Source organism: Exiguobacterium artemiae 255-15, assembly GCF_000019905.1.
In the GTDB taxonomy this organism is placed as follows: domain Bacteria; phylum Bacillota; class Bacilli; order Exiguobacteriales; family Exiguobacteriaceae; genus Exiguobacterium_A; species Exiguobacterium_A artemiae.
Genome location: NC_010556.1, coordinates 1792399 through 1810685 on the forward strand (window position 1 = coordinate 1792399; position 18287 = coordinate 1810685).

At 47.9% G+C, this 18287-nt stretch carries 14 protein-coding genes; all 14 read right to left on the reverse strand.

The window, feature by feature from the left end; genetic code table 11:
• Positions 1–41: 41 nt before the first annotated feature.
• The 14 genes from EXIG_RS09405 to rseP all read right to left on the reverse strand — a co-directional run bounded on the left by EXIG_RS09405 (position 42) and on the right by rseP (position 18279).
• On the reverse strand, positions 42–1283 hold the full coding sequence (locus EXIG_RS09405; RefSeq protein ID WP_012370701.1) for a M16 family metallopeptidase: 1242 nt from the start codon (positions 1281–1283) through the stop codon (positions 42–44).
• A gap of 78 nt (positions 1284–1361) precedes the next feature.
• Positions 1362–3581 carry a polyribonucleotide nucleotidyltransferase gene (gene pnp, locus EXIG_RS09410; protein WP_012370702.1) on the reverse strand — a complete coding sequence of 740 codons (2220 nt, stop codon included), beginning with the start codon at positions 3579–3581 and terminating at the stop codon, positions 1362–1364.
• Positions 3582–3716: 135 nt separating this feature from the next.
• Entirely contained in the window at positions 3717–3986 is a 270-nt protein-coding gene (gene rpsO / locus EXIG_RS09415; protein ID WP_012370703.1) for a 30S ribosomal protein S15, read from the reverse strand.
• A gap of 123 nt (positions 3987–4109) precedes the next feature.
• Complete coding sequence (locus EXIG_RS09420; RefSeq protein ID WP_012370704.1) at positions 4110–5039, reverse strand: bifunctional riboflavin kinase/FAD synthetase; 930 nt, start codon at positions 5037–5039, stop codon at positions 4110–4112.
• A 17-nt stretch (positions 5040–5056) separates the two neighbouring features.
• A complete protein-coding gene (gene truB, locus EXIG_RS09425) occupies positions 5057–5965 on the reverse strand; it encodes a tRNA pseudouridine(55) synthase TruB (protein ID WP_012370705.1) in 909 nt (302 codons plus the stop codon).
• Positions 5966–6016: 51 nt separating this feature from the next.
• Entirely contained in the window at positions 6017–6358 is a 342-nt protein-coding gene (rbfA, locus tag EXIG_RS09430; RefSeq protein ID WP_012370706.1) for a 30S ribosome-binding factor RbfA, read from the reverse strand.
• Positions 6359–6394: 36 nt separating this feature from the next.
• Positions 6395–8563 carry a translation initiation factor IF-2 gene (gene infB, locus EXIG_RS09435; protein ID WP_012370707.1) on the reverse strand — a complete coding sequence of 723 codons (2169 nt, stop codon included), beginning with the start codon at positions 8561–8563 and terminating at the stop codon, positions 6395–6397.
• A gap of 15 nt (positions 8564–8578) precedes the next feature.
• A complete protein-coding gene (locus EXIG_RS09440) occupies positions 8579–8881 on the reverse strand; it encodes a YlxQ family RNA-binding protein (RefSeq protein WP_012370708.1) in 303 nt (100 codons plus the stop codon).
• A complete protein-coding gene (gene rnpM / locus EXIG_RS09445) occupies positions 8874–9143 on the reverse strand; it encodes an RNase P modulator RnpM (protein ID WP_012370709.1) in 270 nt (89 codons plus the stop codon). Before rnpM ends, EXIG_RS09440 begins: the two co-directional genes overlap by 8 nt.
• Positions 9144–9146: 3 nt before the next feature.
• Positions 9147–10274 (reverse strand): transcription termination factor NusA, encoded by a 1128-nt coding sequence (gene nusA / locus EXIG_RS09450; RefSeq protein ID WP_012370710.1) that lies wholly within the window; start codon positions 10272–10274, stop codon positions 9147–9149.
• A gap of 16 nt (positions 10275–10290) precedes the next feature.
• Positions 10291–10758, reverse strand: a complete 468-nt coding sequence (rimP, locus tag EXIG_RS09455) for a ribosome maturation factor RimP (protein ID WP_012370711.1) — start codon at positions 10756–10758, stop codon at positions 10291–10293.
• Positions 10759–10887: 129 nt separating this feature from the next.
• Positions 10888–15183 (reverse strand): PolC-type DNA polymerase III, encoded by a 4296-nt coding sequence (locus tag EXIG_RS09460; protein WP_012370712.1) that lies wholly within the window; start codon positions 15181–15183, stop codon positions 10888–10890.
• A gap of 124 nt (positions 15184–15307) precedes the next feature.
• Positions 15308–17008 carry a proline--tRNA ligase gene (locus EXIG_RS09465; protein WP_012370713.1) on the reverse strand — a complete coding sequence of 567 codons (1701 nt, stop codon included), beginning with the start codon at positions 17006–17008 and terminating at the stop codon, positions 15308–15310.
• A 29-nt stretch (positions 17009–17037) separates the two neighbouring features.
• Positions 17038–18279 (reverse strand): RIP metalloprotease RseP, encoded by a 1242-nt coding sequence (rseP, locus tag EXIG_RS09470; RefSeq protein ID WP_012370714.1) that lies wholly within the window; start codon positions 18277–18279, stop codon positions 17038–17040.
• Positions 18280–18287 lie beyond the last annotated feature (8 nt).

The window sequence follows — 18287 nt, forward strand, 5'->3', positions numbered from 1 at the left end:
CTTGTTTTTCAATTACATGCTATTTCAGTGTAGGGTAAGCCTCACTCGGTTTCAAGGTCTGCCTCATCGATTTCCGGCAAGATGTATGCTTTCGCCGGCGGTTCACTAAAGATATACGCAATCATTTCCTGAACGTCAGCAGGCGTAATCTGCTCCACTTCCGTAAGAACATCTTCTAATGTCGGATGCATGCCAAGATGGAGTTCATTCCGGGCATTACGGTTCATGTGACTCGATATACTCTCATTTCCTAAAATCAATGATCCTTTTAACTGCTCGATGCCGTCTTCCAGCTCTTTCGTTGTCAGACCATGTTCGAGCAACTGTTTGATTTCCGCCGAAAGAACCGTCTCGACTTCTTCCAACGTTTCTTTTGATGTCCCGACATAAATCGTAAACGTTCCATGATCATCAAACGTCGTATAGTACGAAAAAACAGAATAGGCCAATCCGCGGTCTTCACGAATCGATTGGAACAGACGGCTCGACATCGTCGCCCCAAATGCATTATTGAGTAAGGCAAGCGTCGGTAAACGGTCGTCAGCAGACGGAATCGCCCGGAAATTATAACAGACATGCACTTGTTCCGTGTCTTTTTCTTTTCGTAACGCGTCACTTTTTAAGACAGGTTCAGTAATTTGTCGGATCTTGCCACTTGACTGCAACGAACCGAATCGATTTTTAATTTGTGTAATCAGTTCATCTGTCACATGTCCTGCAACGGAAATAACGATTTGTTCCGGTGCATAGGCTTCTTGCAGGTATTCGACAATCATTTGCCGGCTGAGTTGTTTGACGCTCTCCTCTGTACCGAGAATCGGGCGTGCCATCACGTCTTCTCCGTAAGCCGCAACGGCTAACAGTTCATGTACAAGGTCGTCCGGTGTATCTTCATACATTTTAATTTCTTCAATCACGACCCGTTTTTCTTTTTCGAGTTCCTCTTCATCAAAGGTTGACTCCAAAAACATGTCTGCCAAAACATCAAACGCCGTAATGGCATGTTCGTCCAATGTCTTCACATAATAGCAGGTCTGATCTTTACTCGTGAATGCATTAATATTACCACCCAAGCGGTCAAAATAAACGGCAATTTCTTTTGCCGATTGTTTTTTTGTTCCTTTAAACATCATATGTTCAATCAAATGGCTGATTCCATGCTCTTCTTTTGTTTCCGTCCGTGAACCAGCTTTAATGAAAATTCCGGTTGCCACACTTCGGGCGTTCTCAATCCGTTCACTGACAATTCGAACGCCGTTCTCTAATACGAGTCTTTCGACCATCGTTCATTCCTCCTTGAAATATGAAACAAGGTGGCCCGCGGTGCACGTATTCGCACCGTTGAGCCACCTTTGTTTTCATTAGTTACGACGTGGTGGACGTTGTCCGTCACGTGGTGGGCGAGATCCAGTATCCCGACGCGGCGGGCGGCTGTCACGCTCTGTTTTTTTCTTTTCATCATATGCGGCACGATCTTCTGGACTCATACCTTCCACGAGAAGGACTTTATGCGACGCATTGACACGTCCTTTATCATCGACTTCCGTGACACGTACTTTCAATTTATCGCCTAATTTGACGACATCTTCGGTTTGACCAACACGTTCAAGCGCCAGTTCCGAGATATGCACGAGGGCATCTTTCCCTTTGAACAATTCGACGAAAGCTCCGAATTTTTCGACGCGGCGAACCGTACCGTCAAATTCTTCTCCGATGACGACTTCACGAACGATATCTTCAATCAACTGACGCGCATGGTTGATACCGTCTTGATCCGTTGACGCGATAAAGACTGTACCGTCTTGATCGATATCGATTTTGACACCTGTCTCATCGATGATACCGTTGATGACTTTACCGCCGGGCCCAATCACATCACGGATTTTATCAGGATTGATTTTCAATGTGACGATTTTTGGTGCATATTTAGACAACTCGACACGTGGTTCAGCAATGACTGAATTCATGTGTTCCAGGATGTGTAAACGACCAAGACGTGCTTGTTCAAGCGCCTCTTCTAAAATCTGACGCGTGATTCCGCCAATCTTCATATCCATTTGCAAAGCCGTCACACCATCTTTTGTTCCAGCAACTTTAAAGTCCATATCGCCGAGGTGATCTTCCATTCCTTGGATATCTGTCAAGATTGAGTAATTTTCGCCTTCTTTGATCAAGCCCATTGCAATTCCGGCAACCGGTGCTTTCAACGGCACACCCGCATCCATCATCGCAAGAATTGATCCACAAATTGACGCCTGTGAAGACGAACCGTTTGATTCGAGGACTTCCGAAACGAGACGAATCGTGTACGGGAAATCTGTTTCTGACGGAAGAACCGGTAACAAGGCACGTTCACCGAGTGCTCCGTGACCAATTTCACGACGACCTGGTGCGCGCATCGGACGAGCTTCCCCGACAGAGAACGGCGGGAAGTTATAATGGTGCATAAAACGTTTCTCTGCTTTAAGTCCAAGACCGTCAATGATTTGTGCATCTCCAGCAACACCAAGCGTTGCGACGGACAAGACTTGTGTTTGACCGCGTGTGAACAGACCTGAACCGTGTGCCCGTGGCAACAGTCCAATTTCCGAATCAAGCGGACGGATTTCAGCAAGACCACGACCATCTGGACGGACTTTATCTTCTGTGATCAAGCGGCGGACTTCTGTCTTAACGAATTTATTTAAGACACCGGATACTTCAGCTAATTGAGCTTCCGTAATTGAGTCATCCGCTGCGTACTGATCGATGTATTTCGAAATGACTTCATTGATAGCAAGATCACGTGCTTGTTTTTCTTCGACTTGAACGGCTGTCGTGACTTCTGCAAGCGCCTCTGCTTTCAAGCGGTTGACGAGTGTTTCGTCAAACGAAGCAACCGTGTAAGCGAACTTTTCTTGTCCGACTGCTGCGACGATTTCTTCTTGGAACGCAATCAATTCCTTAATGACGTCATGTCCGAGGAGAATCGCTTCAAGCATTGCTTGTTCCGAAACTTCTTTTGCTCCGGCTTCTACCATGTTGACCGCATGTTTCGTTCCGGCAACTTGAAGGTCGATATCACTTTCAGATGCTTGACTCATCGTCGGATTGATGATGAACTCACCGTTCACACGACCAATCGTCACGCCGGCAATCGGACCGTCAAATGGAATGTCTGAAATCGACAAAGCAATCGATGCCCCAATCATTGCTGCCACTTCCGGTGAATTATCTTCGTCAGAAGACAAAACTGTCGTTGCGACTTGGATATCATGACGGAAACCGTCTGGGAACAACGGACGGATCGGACGGTCAATCAAACGTGATGTCAAAATCGCATTTTCACCCGGACGTCCTTCACGTTTTAGGAAACCACCTGGAATCTTACCTGCTGCATATAGTTTTTCTTCATAGTTCACAGTTAATGGGAAGAAATCTAAGTCTTTTGGTTGTTTGGATGCGACGACCGTCGCAAGGACTGCTGTCTCACCGTAACGGATCAATGCTGCTCCGTTTGCTTGTTTGGCCAGTTGACCGATTTCAATTGTTAATGGACGTCCACCGAGTTCGGTCGAAAACGTCTGCTTTGTTTGTGACATGCACAAATCCCCTCTCACTTCTATCCGTTTTTTCATTCAAATCTAATTATGGATGTTCTTGCGCCAAATGTCCATGAATCGGCAAAAAAAAGAAGCAGGAGACGATGCTCCTGCTTCCTTGTTGATCTGTTCGGATTAGCGACGAAGACCAAGACGCTCGATCAATGAACGGTAACGTGAAACATCCTTGTTACGAAGGTATGTGAGCAAGTTACGACGACGACCAACCATTTTCAAGAGACCACGACGTGAGTGGTGATCCTTTTTGTGTGTACGTAAGTGATCGTTTAAAGTTGTGATCTGTTCAGTTAAAACAGCAACTTGTACTTCCGGCGAACCAGTATCGCCTTGTTTCGTAGCATAAGCTTCGATAATTTCGTTTTTACGTTCTTTAGTGAGTGCCATTGTCACTCCACCTCCATCTTTTGAATGACCGTATTGCCGAGCATCGGATGGTGAGACCTGATGCCAAGCCAACCGGCTGTACGTATTCGTACTGACTCATCATAACGAACCCGTCATCGTCTGTCAAACCGTTAATGCTTGCATCGCATGAATTTTATCTTGGGCAAGCTGTGTTTTTAAGCTTTCAATCCCGTCAAACGCACGTTCATCGCGTAAGTATGCCATCCACTCGAGTTTCAGTTCTTGTCCATATAAATCCTCGTCAAAGGCAAGCAAGTGGGTTTCGATGCTGACTTCTCCCGTCTCATAAAACGTCGGTCTCCGTCCGATATTCGTCATCGCCGGAAACTTGCGCCCGTCTTCAAGATGGACGAACGTCGCATAGACCCCAAGTTTCGGAATGACATAGGCAAATTCCGGACGGATGTTGGCCGTCGGAAAACCAATCTGCCGACCTCGGGCGTCACCGTGAATGACAATCCCTTTCGTTTGATACGGTTCCCCTAATAACAGAGCTGCTTCCGCGACCGCTCCATCCGCAAGCAAACGACGAATCCGTGTCGAACTGACCTTTTCATCGTCTGCCTGATGTTCGGAAACCGTCGTATGATCAAATCGTCCACGGCTGTGGAAATCAAGCGTCGCCATCTTGCCTGCCCCGAACCGTCCATACGAATAATCAAATCCGGCCACAATGTGGCGTGCTCCGGCAGCAATTAAATAATGATCGACGAAATCTTGCGGAGACAGTTCGGAAAAAGCGACTGTAAATTCGATGACATATACCCGGTCAATGCCGAGTTGTGCCATTTTTTCGAGTTTCCGGTCAAGTGGCGTAATGTAGAGAATCTGTTCCGTCCCGTTGCCAAGAACTTGTTTCGGATGAGGATCAAACGTCATCACTGCTACTGGCAGATTGAGCTCACGGCTTTTTTCAATTGCGGTTTGTAAAACACGTTGGTGTCCAAGATGAACACCGTCAAAAAATCCGAGTGCGATGACCGCCGGATCTTCTGTTGGTTGTTCTGGGTATGTTAAGTGAATGATGTCCATTCCTGATCGCTCCGATCCTAATCGATTTGTAACATGACTTCAACGCGTCCCATATTGATCTCGGAATCAAGCCGGTAGATCGCTAAAGGGATGCCCTCTTCATTATAGACAGTAAATCGTTCAAATTCGACCGGAATGCCTGGTAATTTTGCCCCATTCAATACACGAGCCGCCGTCTCGGCATTTACAGTCAACCGCGGCCACTTTTGAATGACTTGTTCAATCGGTAAGACGTATTGCATCCGCTCTTCGACAGTCTCACAGGCTTCAAGCGTAGCCAGCGTCACTGCTTCTGTTTCAGACATCATTCCTGAACTCGTTCGGCGCAATTCACTCATGTGGGCCGCATAACCCAACTGTTCACCGATTTCAACGGCAAGCGTCCGGATATAAGTTCCTTTTCCGCAAGCAATCTCGATTTGAAACCGGCAGAGTCCGTCTGCAAAAGTCAGCCCGGATGTCCGTTCCAACGTATCAATTTGAACCGTTCGGGTCGGACGTTCCACTTCAATGCCTTTACGGGCATATTCATACAATTTTTTCCCGTTTACTTTGACCGCCGAATAATACGGTGGGGTCTGTTCAATCTGTCCGGTCAGTTGCTGTAGAATTTCATCTACTTGTTGCTCCGTAATTGACGCGGGCGTGACCGGTGTTTCGCGGACGGTTTCACCGTGGGCGTCTTCGGTCGTCGTCGCATATCCGATCGTCACTTCTGCCACATATCTCTTTCCTTCGTCTGTAATGAAACGTGCAAGTTTTGTAGCACGTCCGAGACAGATCGGTAAGACACCTGTCACTTCCGGGTCAAGTGTTCCGGTATGCCCGACTTTTTTTGTCTGAAAGAGCCGGCGCAGTCGAAAGACACAGTCGTGACTCGTCATGCCTGCCGGTTTGTCCAGCGGTAATACTCCTATGGGTTCCATCTTTTTCCCTCCTAAAAAAGGGCAACCACACCTGTGGTTGCCCTCGTCTTGTTAATCCTTGTTCAAGTTCCGGAGCAACTCATCAATCCGTGATCCATACTCGACAGATGTATCGATCTCAAACAGCAATTCAGGTGTCTTGCGTAAACGGATGCGTGATCCGATTTCTTTGCGCATGAACCCTTTTGACTTTTCAAGACCAACGCGCGCTTCTTCGCGCACTGTTTCATCACCGAGCACCGAATAAAAGATCGTTGCTTGTTGTAAGTCGCCTGTGACTTCAACACCAGTTACCGTAACCGCCTTGACACGCGGATCGTTCACATCTTTGATCAACATTTGCGTAATTTCTTTACGCACCTGTTCTGCTACACGATTGGAACGTACGCTCATTCTATATCCCTCCAGTTCGGATTCTGATCCGTTCTGTTACTTACGTTTTACTTCTTCCATGATGAACGCTTCGATGACATCGTCGACTTTGATGTCGTCGTACCGTTCAATCTTAATTCCACACTCGTAACCGGCTGCGACTTCTTTAACGTCGTCTTTGAAGCGGCGCAACGTATCGAGTTTTCCTTCGTAAATAACGATGCTGTCACGGACGACACGAACACCTGCAGCACGTGTTAACTTACCTTCTGTGACATAACCACCTGCGATCGTTCCGACTTTCGAGACTTTGATGACGTCACGAACTTCAGCTTGACCGATAATTTTCTCAACGAATTCAGGATCAAGAAGACCTTTCATCGCTTGTTCGATTTCTTCGATGGCATTGTAGATGATTTTGTGAAGGCGAATCTCAACCTTCTCTTGGTCTGCCATCGATTTAGCGTTACCATCCGGACGGACGTTAAAGCCGATGATGATCGCGTTGGCTGCTGAAGCCAAGATGACGTCACCTTCTGTAATCGCACCAACACCTGAGTGGACGATGTTGATTTTCGCGCCTTCGACATCGATTTTCTTGAGTGAACCGGCAAGTGCTTCGACAGAACCTTGAACGTCACCTTTGATGATGATGTTAAGATCTTTGACTTCGCCTTCTTTGATCCGGTCGAAGAGATCTTCTAAGCTGACTTTCGCTGAATCGCGGCGTTGTGCCTCGATTTCGCGTTGGTAACGTGCTTCCCCGATTTGACGGGCTTTTTTCTCATCTTCAAACGCAAAGAATTGATCGCCGGCTTTTGGCACGTCGTTTAATCCTGTGATTTCGATTGGTGTCGATGGACCGACTTCTTTGACACGACGACCGATATCGTTGACCATGGCCCGGATACGACCGAACGTATGACCGACAACGATTGGATCGCCGACACGAAGTGTTCCGTGTTGGACAAGCAATGTCGCGACTGGTCCGCGTCCTTTGTCGAGTTTCGCTTCGATGACTGTTCCGCGTCCGTGCATATCCGGTGTTGATTTGTATTCTTGGACTTCCGAAACAAGCAGAATCATTTCGAGTAACTCGTCGATTCCGTCTCCCTTAAGTGCTGAAACCGGTACGAAGATCGTGTCGCCGCCCCAGTCCTCGGCAACGAGTTCGAATTCCGTCAATTCTTGTTTGACACGGTCCGGGTTAGCGCCTTCTTTATCCATCTTGTTGACTGCAACGATGATTGGAACACCGGCTGCCTTCGCATGGCTGATGGCTTCTTCCGTTTGCGGCATGACACCGTCATCCGCTGCGACGACGATGATTGCGATGTCTGTGACATCTGCTCCACGTGCCCGCATCGTTGTAAACGCGGCGTGACCTGGTGTATCGAGGAATGTGATTTTCTTTCCTTCGATTTCAACTTGGTAAGCCCCGATGTGCTGTGTGATTCCGCCGGCTTCGCCTGCTGTGACTTTTGTGTTTCGGATCGAGTCCAGCAATGTCGTTTTACCGTGGTCGACGTGTCCCATGATCGTAACGACCGGTGGACGTTCTGACAATTCGTAGTTATCGAGATTCAATTCGTATGCATCGAAGTCTGTTTCATCGACTTGAACCGTTTTCTCGACTTCAAATCCGAAGTCAGAAGCAAGCAATTCAACTGTCTCATCATCGAGATCTTGGTTAATGGTCGCCATAACGCCCATTCCCATCAATTTCATGATGAGTTCGTTTGGTTTTTTATCCATTTTTTCAGCCAATTCGCCGACTGTTAAGTTGTCTGCATATTGAACGACGTTCGCCATTGCTTCTTCTTGCGCCCGACGTGCTGCTTTTCGTTGGCTTGATTTTGAATTTGGATCTGCTACTTCCAATTTACGTGGTTCTACTTTCTTCTGGGGACGACGTTTTCCACCGCGGTTATTACGGTTTCCGAATTCTGGACGTCCGCCTTTTGAATTGCGTGATTGGTTCCCTGCTGGTTTGTTAGTTGTTCCTGGTCTGTTCGGTTTATTGTCTGATTTCACTTGTTTTGGAGCCTCCGTTTTTTGGACCCGATGTTTCTCGGGATTAAATACTTTGTCGAGTTGCTGTACTGTCTGTTCATCTAAAACCGCCATGTGATTCTTGACCGGTTTTTCCAGTTTTTCGAGCTGGGCGATGACCTGCTTACTCGTTACATTCTGTTCTTTCGCGAATTCGTATACACGTTTACCCAAAAGATCCACCTCCAGTTAATCGTTCGAGAGGAGTTCCGTTAGCTTTTTCGCAAATCCGGCTTCGTTGACTGATACGACTACACGCGCATCTTTCCCAAGTGCATGTCCAAGAATGTTTCGATCTCCGACTTCGATGTACGGAACACGATAACTTGTACATTTATCCGTCACTTTCTTACGCGTGGCAGCCCCCGCATCTGCTGCTAAGAGGACGAGTTTGGCTTGTCCTCCCCGTACTTCTTTCAGTACGAGTTCTTCTCCAGTCGTCACTTTCCGCGCTCGGTTCGCGAGACCAAGGAGCGATTCCCATTTACTCATGTGTACCTCCCGCGATCGCAAGCAATTGATCATATAACGCATCTGTTGTCTTGACTTTCAGATGATGATCGAGTGTGCGCTTCTTTTTGGCTGTCGCAATGACAGTTGCATCTTTCGTCAAATAGGCGCCTCGCCCATTCATTTTACCATTAAGATCGACGACAACCTCACTGTCAGGTGTCCGGACGACCCGAATTAACTCTTTTTTAGGACGCATTTCTTGTGTGATGACACATTTGCGTAATGGTACCTTTTTTTGCACGAATTATTCCTCGCCTTCGACTTGGACCGTTTCCACGCCAACTGCTTCTGCTGTCGCAGGTTCGACTTTCATGAAGACATCCTTCAATTCCATCGATTCTGCTTCTGATTCGCTCTTGATGTCGATTTTCCATCCTGTCAACTTGGCGGCCAGACGGGCATTTTGACCGCGTTTTCCGATTGCGAGTGACAATTGGAAGTCAGGGACGACGACGATTGTTGCTTTAGCCGGTTCGTTGACGTATACAGCAACAACTTGTGCCGGGCTTAAAGCATTGGCAACGTATTCTTTCGGATCATCTGAATAACGGACGATATCAATCTTTTCACCGTTCAATTCGTTGACGATGCGTTGAACACGTGCGCCTTTTTGACCTACACATGCGCCGACAGGATCGATTTCGTCAGAAGCAACGGCAATTTTCGAACGGTCGCCGGCTTCACGTGCCACCGACTTCACTTCGACTTCGCCGCTCGCGATTTCCGGTACTTCGATTTCAAACAGTCGTTTTAATAAGCCCGGGTGCGTCCGCGATACGAGAATCGATGCGCCTGATCCTTTGACCATCGGATCGACTTTCGTCACGTATACTTTGATGTATTCCCGAATTCCAAAACGTTCATTCGGCATCTGTTCGTGTGTCGTCAAGACCGCTTCAATACCTTCGAGGTTAACGTATAGATTACGCGCATCTTGACGTTCGACCATCCCCGTCATGATTTCATCTTCCCGGTCCGCGAAATGATTGTAAATGCGTTCCCGTTCTGCTTCGCGCATCTTTTGTGTGACGATTTGTTTGGCCGTTTGTGCTGCAACACGTCCAAAATCACCTGGTGTCACTTCAACTTTGTGGAAATCACCGAGTTCATACGTCGGATCGATTTCGTGTGCTTCCTCGAGTGAAAGCTGTTCTTCCGGCTGCGTCAAGCGTTCAACGACCTCTTTCAAGGCGAAGACACGGATATCTCCTGTCTGTTGATCAAACTCGACTTTTACTGCCTCCGACTCTTTTCCAAAGTTGCGACGGTAAGCGGAAATCAATGCCTGTTCGAGCGCATCGATGATGATATTCTTATCAATCTCTTTTTCTTTAGCGATTTGTTCGATTGCTTCAAGTAACTGTGGTCCCATCGTTCTCTTCCTTTCCTTAGAACACTACCGCAAGCCGCGCCATCGCGATCTTGTTCACCGGTATTTCAATTTTCAATTTACGTGTCTTCACACGGACTTCGAGTTCCAGCATTTCTTCAGAATAAGTCAGTAATGTGCCTTCGAATTCTGTTGCGTCTTTAACCGGGTCATGGGTTTTGATATAGACATGTTTCCCGATTGCCTTCTCGAAATCCTCAGTTTTTTTGAGTGGTCGTTCGGCACCTGGACTCGCAACATCTAAATAGTAGGGTTCGTCGATCGGATCATCCTGGTTCAATGCTTCCGACAACTTTTCATTGATGTTGACACAGTCTTCCAGGTCAACGCCACCGTCTTTATCGATGGAGACACGTAGGAACCAATCCGCCCCCTCTTTGACGAATTCGACGTCGACAAGCTCCATCCCCTCACGTTCTACGATCGGTTTTGCGAGTTGTTCGACCTTCTCAGTTACGTTCGTCATCTTCATCCTCCTTCAAAAAACCAACAAGAAAGGAGCAGGTCCCCCTACTCCTTCCAAGTCGTAGTATAAAAAACATTTCCTTACTCAATATAGCATAATGCACCGTCTTAAGCAAGCATTCGCAAGGCTTTAGAGGTCAAATAACGAGAGCTGGTTCTCATCCGGAAGACCTTCGAGGCACCCGAGATTATCGAGTGTTTCGATGATCGATTTGGATAACTTCGCCCGTTTTTGAAGATCCTCTTTTGATAAGAACTCGCCACCTTTTCGGGCTTCGACAATCTGTTTCGCTGCATTCGTCCCGAGTCCGGTGACGGCATCAAATGGCGGTAGCAACGCGTCTCCGTCAATCAGAAATTCGGATGCGCTCGATTTATACAAATCAACTTTGCTGAAGGTGAAACCACGTTCGATCATTTCAAGCGCAATTTCAAGGACGGTGTAGAGTCCTTTGTCTTTCGCTGTCGCTTCAAATCCTTTGTCCTTGATGTCCTGCAACACTTTCCGGACCGCGGCCGACCCTTTATTCATCGCACCGATATCAAAATCACCGGCCCGGACCGTGAAGTAAGAAGCATAGTAGTACATCGGATGATGGACTTTATAATAGGCAATCCGGACAGCCATCAATACATAGGCTGCGGCGTGGGCTTTCGGGAACATGTACTTGATTTTTTTACACGAATCGATGTACCAGAGCGGGACATGGTTCTCAATCATCGCTTCTTCCATCTCAATCGACAGACCCTTCCCTTTACGGACCGACTCCATGATTTTAAAGGCCAGCGACGGTTCAAGACCGGCGTAAATCAAGTAGACCATGATATCATCCCGGCACCCGATGACGTCTTTTAGTTCACATGTTCCGTTATAAATCAGTTCACTGGCATTACCGAGCCAGACATCCGTTCCGTGGGACAGACCGGAAATCTGGACGAGCTCTGAAAACGTCGTCGGTTTTGTTTCTTCGAGCATCTGCCGGACGAATTTAGTTCCGAACTCGGGAATTCCGAGCGTTCCGGTTTTCGAATCGATCTGTTCCGGCGTCACGCCGATTGATTCTGTCGAACTGAAGATCTTCATGACTTCGGCATCGTCGACCGGAATCGTTTTCGGATCACGTCCCGATAAATCCTGTAGCATCCGGATCATCGTCGGATCATCATGTCCGAGAATATCGAGTTTCAACAGGTTATCGTGAATCGAATGGAAGTCAAAGTGAGTTGTCTTCCACTCGGATCCCATATCATCCGCCGGGAACTGGATCGGACTGATATCATAAATGTCCATATAGTCCGGAACAACGATGATTCCCCCTGGGTGCTGTCCGGTCGTCCGTTTGACACCGGTCACTCCGCTGACGAGCCGGTCGACTTCGGCATTCCGGTAATTGAGGTCATTTTCCGACTGATAACCTTTGACATACCCATATGCCGTTTTCTCAGCAATTGTACCAATCGTTCCGGCACGGTAAACATAATCATCCCCGAACAAAACTTTTGTATAGGCGTGGGCTTTCGGCTGGTATTCTCCGCTGAAGTTCAAATCGATATCCGGGACTTTATCCCCTTTGAATCCGAGGAAGGTCTCAAACGGAATGTCATGCCCGTCTTTAATTAACGGCACATCACACGTCTTACACGTTTTATCCGGTAAGTCGAATCCGGAACCAACCGATCCGTCATCAAAGAATTCCGATTCCTTACAATTCGGACAGACATAATGCGGCGGCAACGGATTCACTTCCGTAATCTCCGTCATCGTCGCGACAAGGCTTGACCCGACTGATCCTCGCGAACCGACAAGATATCCGTCATCAAGTGATTTCTTGACAAGTTTGTGCGAAATCAGATAGATGACGGCAAATCCGTGTCCGATAATCGACTTGAGTTCTTTTTCCAATCGGGCCTCGACGATTTCCGGCAACACATCACCGTAAATCTGATGCGCCATATCATACGACAGTGAGCGGACTTCTTCATCAGCACCTTCGATTTTCGGAGTGAACAGATCTTTCGGAATGATATCGATATTTTCGAACCATCCGGCCACTTGCTGGCTGTTCGTAATGACGAGTCGTTCCGATACATCCGGTCCTAAAAACTTAAAGTCACTCATCATTTCCTGCGTCGTCCGGAAATGAGCCGGCGGCAGTTGTTTTCGCATATTAAGCATATTGGCGCCGCCTTGGGTCCGAATCAAGACTTCCCGGTATGTTGCATCATGTTGATCAAGATAATGAACGTTTCCTGTCGCAACCGGCAAGATATCATTTTCTTCCGCCACGCGGATAACTTTTTTGATCAGTTCCCGCAGCTCCAGTTCATTTTGAACGATTTCCCGTTCAATCAAATGACCATACATCGCCGGAGGCTGAATTTCAATAAAATCATAAAAACGCATGACCTTCGCTAAATCCTCGTCCGACTTGTTAAGGGCAGCATCAAACACTTCCCCGTTGTCACAAGCGGAACCGATAATTAATCCGTCCCGGTGTGCGACCAGTTGCGAACGCGGCGTCCGGACGACCCGGTGAACGTGCTTCGTATGCGCAAGCGAAATCAATTGATACAGATTTTTGAGCCCGGTCCGGTTTTTCGCATAGACCGTCGCATGATACGGACGAGCCCGCGAGATGTCTTTACCCATTTCCCGGTTCAGCGAAAGGTGCGTTTTCATATTAAACATCTCATCTGCCATCTGCAGCAGTTTGAGCATCAAGTAGCCGGTTGCTTCCGCATCGTAAATCGCCCGGTGATGCTGGGTCAATTCGATATCAAAGCGTTTCGCGAGCGTATTCAGCCGGTGATTCTTGAGGCTCGGCATCAGGACACGTGCCAGTTCCAGCGTATCGATGACCGGTAACGTTGATTCTTCATGGTTACCGGACCGCAGTGTCGCATTCAGGAACCCAATGTCAAATGACGCATTATGGGCAACGAGGATCGAACCTCCCGCCCAGTCCATGAACTCTTTGACGACTTGTTCCGGATCCGGTTTTCCGCGAACCATTTCATCGGTAATTCCCGTTAAGTCAATCGTCGTCGCCGACAACAAATGTTTCGGATCGGCAAAAGCTTCAAACTTGTCAATGACGTCACCGTCATAAATCTTGACGGCAGCGAGCTCGATGATTTTGTTGTACATGGCAGACAACCCGGTCGTCTCGACGTCAAAGACGACGAATGTTGCTTTTTCTAATTCTTGATCCACCGGATGATAGGCGACTTGCACGCCGTCGTTGACGACGTTCGCTTCAATCCCGTATAAAATCTTGATATCATTTTTCTTTCCGGCATAATACGCGTCCGGAAAACTCTGAGCACCGGCATGATCCGTGATCGCAACTGCCGGATGTCCCCAGGCGGCCGCCCGTTCGACGTACTTCGTCACGTTCATGACGGCATCCATCTGACTCATTTGGGAGTGGGCATGCAACTCGACCCGTTTTTCACCGGCCCACGGATCAGCCGGCAATTCCATTTTGACTTCGGACAATTGAGCAATCATCATACATAAGTCACGTAAGAACGTATCAAATTCAACACGACCCGCCACTTGAATCCACATGCCTTTTTTGATCGCCGACAAGATTTTGACATCGGTCTCGTCCCGGGCAAACATTTTGACGACAAGTGAATCCGTATAGTCGGTCAGTTTAAAGGTAAAAATTGTTTTCCCGCTGCGGAGTTCACGGCTTTCCGCCGCAAAAACAAGTCCGCGGATGGCAATCCGGCGCTCTTCATCTTGAATCGTCTTGATCGGTACGACTTCGTCCTGAATCGGTTTTCCGATCCGGATATCAATCGGACCTTCATCATCGTCACGGGATTGTTCCCGTTTGAATTGCAGTTCAAGCATCCGTTTTGCTTCATCAATATCTTCCTGCTTCACCTGGTTCCGTAACTCTTCCTGCTCGGTCTGATCCATCTGGACGACCGGTTCACACACGAATTTCGGGAAACCATATGCCCCGTATAACAATTGCATTTCACTGCACAGATCGTTTTTCAAAAATCCGGCTTCCGGTTCACTGCGGACTGGAATAAACAATTTATTGTCCCGGTATTCTGGTAGAACCCGACTCAGGTGACTCCGCATCGCTGACGAAGCATCGGCCAGGTCTTCGACGATATACGGCCAATAATCAATAAACAGTTTGGCATCGGGACGTTGCTCGGATTCAAGCAGCAGTTTGACCTCTGCAAACTGTTGATAACGGCTCTTCAACCGACTGTTAAACATTTGATAGACGTTCTGAGGTAAAATTTGTGTCAACCGAATATGGAAAGTCCACGTTGCAGTTGCTTTTTGGACCCGTAATTTTTCAAGGGAAGCATCTGTAAAAAACTCTTCGACGATGCCGGTCGGTAATTCTAAATCGCTCATCAAGAGCGCCATGCGTTGTTGTGTATCCACTCGCATTTGTGCTGTCGTTGTTGCTTCACACCATGACAGCCACTCCTCCTCCTCTTGCAGATTGCCCAAGGGGCGAATGGGTGTGAGACAAGAAAACAGTCACTTTACGAAAAGTGACCGTTCCCATTACTTATTGTAAACCTTCATAAAGCGAACGAACAGCTTCAAGAAGATCTGCTTGTTGAATTTCCTCTGCTTCACCACCGCGTCGTGCTTTCAGTTCCACGATACCGTCCGGTGCTTTTTTACCAACATTGATTCGGACAGGCAGTCCGATCAAGTCTGCGTCGGCAAATTTGACACCGGCGCGTTCTTTACGATCATCAAAGAGGACCGAGAATCCGGCAGCCGTCAGTTCACGGTAAACCGTTTCTGCCACTTCCAACTGTTCTGCATTTTTACCGTTAACGGCAATCAAATGAACATCAAATGGTGCGATCGCTTTCGGCCAGATGATTCCTCGCTCGTCGTAATGTTGTTCGACGACGGCAGACATCGTTCGCGAAACGCCGATTCCGTAGCAACCCATGATCAACGGTTGGGCTTTTCCGCCTTCATCGAGGAAGGTCGCATTCATGCCTTCTGAATAACGAGTTCCGAGTTTAAAGACTTGTCCGACTTCGATTCCGCGGGCGAACTTCACGTGCCCTTGTCCGTCTGGCGACACGTCCCCTTCTTCGACGAATCGTAAATCCGTATACTCCGCTTCAAAATCACGGCTTGGATCGACATGCACGTAATGTGTTTCCGACTTGTTTGCGCCGCAAACCGAATTCGTCAATGCCCGAACTGCATAATCCGCTACAATCTTCATGTCGGCTCCAATCGGTCCGAGCGTGCCCGGCGTCGAATGGAGGGCCTGTTCGATTTCTTCATCCGTCGCCATCATGATATCGAGTGCTCCGAGATAGTTTTTCAGCTTAATGTCGTTGACTTCATGATCACCGCGAACAAGTGCCATCACGAGACCCTGTTCTGTCTTGAAGACAACGGTCTTAATGGACTCCTGTTCCGGTAATCCAAGCACTGAACTGACTGCTTCAATCGTTTTGGCGTCTCCAGTGTGGACTTCTTCGAGCGCTTCCGGTGCTTTATCCTGCTTCGTATACTGATCGACGGATTCTGCCATCTCCAAGTTTGCGGCATAATCCGACTGATCGGAGTAGACGATCGTATCTTCTCCGATGGCAGCTAACGCATGGAACTCATGTGTTCCGCTTCCACCGATTGCACCGGAATCTGCGACGACCGGACGGAATTCAAGTCCGACACGCGTGAAGATTTTTGTATAGGCATCAAACATGTTTTGATACTCCTCTTCCAGACTCTCTTGCGTCGAATGGAACGAATACGCATCTTTCATGATAAACTCACGGCCGCGGAGCAATCCGAAGCGTGGACGACGCTCATCCCGGTACTTCATTTGAATCTGGAACAAGTTGACCGGTAATTTTTTATAGGAGTTCAGTTCATCACGGACGATGGACGTAATCAACTCTTCATGTGTCGCACCCAGCGCAAACCGACGATCGTGACGGTCGGTCAGACGCATCAGTTCCGGACCGTAAATATCCCAGCGTCCGGTTTCTTCCCATAGTTCTGCCGGCTGAATGGCTGGCATCAACAATTCCTGCGCACCAGCGCCCTCCATTTCTTGACGAATGATCGTCTCGATTTTTGACAGAACACGTTTTGCCAGTGGAAGGTAAGAATAGATTCCAGCTGCATTTTGACGCATGAACCCCGCCCGTAACAAAAGTTGATGACTGATGGCTTCTGCATCGGATGGTACTTCACGCAAAGTTGGCATAAATAGTTTGGATTGTTTCATGTGAGTCGTGAACCCCTTTGACTAATAATTTAAAAGAACTTCTGAATATCGTTCCATGTGACGACCAACATCAAAAGCATCAACAGTGCAAATCCAACAAAATGGACCAGGCCTTCTTTTTGCGGATCGACAGGTTTCCCGCGCAACGCTTCTAAAAATAGGAACAATAATCGGCCGCCGTCTAAAGCAGGTAGTGGTAACAAGTTGAATACAGCCAAGTTAACCGAGAGCAGTGCAGTCCACGTGAGCAACATAGAAAATCCGCTATCTGCGACTTGATCCGTCATTTTGACAATCCCGACCGGACCGGATAATTGATCGACGCCGACGACACCTGTTACGAGATCTCCGACCGCTCCGACGATTAAGGTCGACATCCGCCATGTTTCAGAAACCCCTGTCTGTAAAGCAGTTCCGAATGATTTTTCTGTTTCATTCGTCACACCGATGATTCCGACTTTTTGATCACCTTGCTGTTGGACTTTCGGTGTGATGGACGTCGTTTGTTCCTGACCGTCTCGTTCATAGACGACCGTCGTCTTTTTTCCGGCCTGATCTTGGAAACCTGCCCGTAAATCCGTCCATTTATCCGTTTCTGTCCCATTGACGGAAACGATCCGGTCTCCTTCGACAAGACCTGCCTTGTCGGCCGGAGAACCTTTTTGAACCGTTCCGATGACACTGTCCCCAGTCGGTGAACCGTTATACAATGCCAGGCCGAACAGAATGACAAACGCGAGGACGAAGTTCATTGCCGGACCCGCAGCAATGGCTAAGACACGCTTGAACACGGATTTCGATCCAAACGTCCGATCGTAAGGCGCAATCTGTGTTTTCGTTTGTCCCTCGACAAGAAAGGCAGTCTTTGAGACAGGATAACGTGTCGACACTTCATCTTGTAACGCAATGACTTCTAACTTGTGCAGCAAGTCAATTTTTTCAACGGTGACGACTTGATCTGCTTCCGGACGCGAAGCATCCAGATACATCGTTTCGACGACACCGTCACGAAGTCCCAATCCGATTGTCTGACCGGGCTTGACTACGACGAATTCCGGTTCTTCACCAGCCATTTTGACATATCCGCCGATTGGTAACAGGCGGACCGTATACAGTGTCTCATTTTTGAAAAAAGAAAAAATTTTCGGACCAAATCCGATGGCAAATTCACGGCAGAGAATTCCTGCCCGTTTGGCCATAACGAGATGACCCCATTCATGTACGGCAACAAGTACACCGAACATCAATACGATTGATATAAAGGTCGTCATTGTTATCC

Coding starts and splice junctions, on each gene's coding strand:
- EXIG_RS09405 (WP_012370701.1), bottom strand. CDS start 1,283: ATGGTCGAAAGACTCGTATTAGAGAACGGCGTTCGAATTGTCAGTGAA.
- pnp (WP_012370702.1), bottom strand. CDS start 3,581: ATGTCACAAACAAAGCAGACGTTTTCGACCGAACTCGGTGGACGTCCA.
- rpsO (WP_012370703.1), bottom strand. CDS start 3,986: ATGGCACTCACTAAAGAACGTAAAAACGAAATTATCGAAGCTTATGCT.
- EXIG_RS09420 (WP_012370704.1), bottom strand. CDS start 5,039: ATGGACATCATTCACTTAACATACCCAGAACAACCAACAGAAGATCCG.
- truB (WP_012370705.1), bottom strand. CDS start 5,965: ATGGAACCCATAGGAGTATTACCGCTGGACAAACCGGCAGGCATGACG.
- rbfA (WP_012370706.1), bottom strand. CDS start 6,358: ATGAGCGTACGTTCCAATCGTGTAGCAGAACAGGTGCGTAAAGAAATT.
- EXIG_RS09440 (WP_012370708.1), bottom strand. CDS start 8,881: ATGAGTAAATGGGAATCGCTCCTTGGTCTCGCGAACCGAGCGCGGAAA.
- nusA (WP_012370710.1), bottom strand. CDS start 10,274: ATGGGACCACAGTTACTTGAAGCAATCGAACAAATCGCTAAAGAAAAA.
- rimP (WP_012370711.1), bottom strand. CDS start 10,758: ATGACGAACGTAACTGAGAAGGTCGAACAACTCGCAAAACCGATCGTA.
- EXIG_RS09460 (WP_012370712.1), bottom strand. CDS start 15,183: ATGCGAGTGGATACACAACAACGCATGGCGCTCTTGATGAGCGATTTA.
- EXIG_RS09465 (WP_012370713.1), bottom strand. CDS start 17,008: ATGAAACAATCCAAACTATTTATGCCAACTTTGCGTGAAGTACCATCC.
- rseP (WP_012370714.1), bottom strand. CDS start 18,279: ATGACGACCTTTATATCAATCGTATTGATGTTCGGTGTACTTGTTGCC.